This window comes from Vibrio sp. 10N.222.55.C6 (genome assembly GCF_041473395.1).
GTDB lineage: Bacteria > Pseudomonadota > Gammaproteobacteria > Enterobacterales > Vibrionaceae > Vibrio > Vibrio crassostreae_C.
Window position 1 is genome coordinate 1 of sequence record NZ_JBFRSD010000671.1, and the last position, 338, is coordinate 338.

Sequence of the window (338 nt, forward strand, 5' to 3'; positions counted from 1 at the left end):
GATTATCCAGCAACATTGGTGACGACCGCTGATCACGATGACCGCGTAGTACCGGCTCACTCTTATAAGTTCATCTCAGAGCTGCAAGATAAGCATGAAGGTAGTGCGCCCGTGATGATTCGTATTGACGTAAATGCAGGGCATGGTGCTGGAATGCCATTGAGTAAAGCGATCGATCTCACTGCTGATATCTACGCATTTACCCTGTTCAATATGGGAATTGAGTCCCTAGATTCATTTTAGCGAATACTTGATTTTAGATAACTGGGTATTTGACTCAGTCCAAAAAGCCTCAAAATCTGCCTTAGATTTTGAGGTTTTTCATATATATGAAAACC

The 338-nt window shown here is 42.3% G+C and carries 1 protein-coding gene; it reads left to right on the plus strand.

All coding sequences use genetic code 11. The features are described from left to right. Window positions 1–243, plus strand: a 243-nt coding sequence (locus tag AB4486_RS25580) for a prolyl oligopeptidase family serine peptidase (RefSeq protein ID WP_372119538.1), incomplete at its 5' end; no start/stop codon positions are given. Window positions 244–338 lie beyond the last annotated feature (95 nt).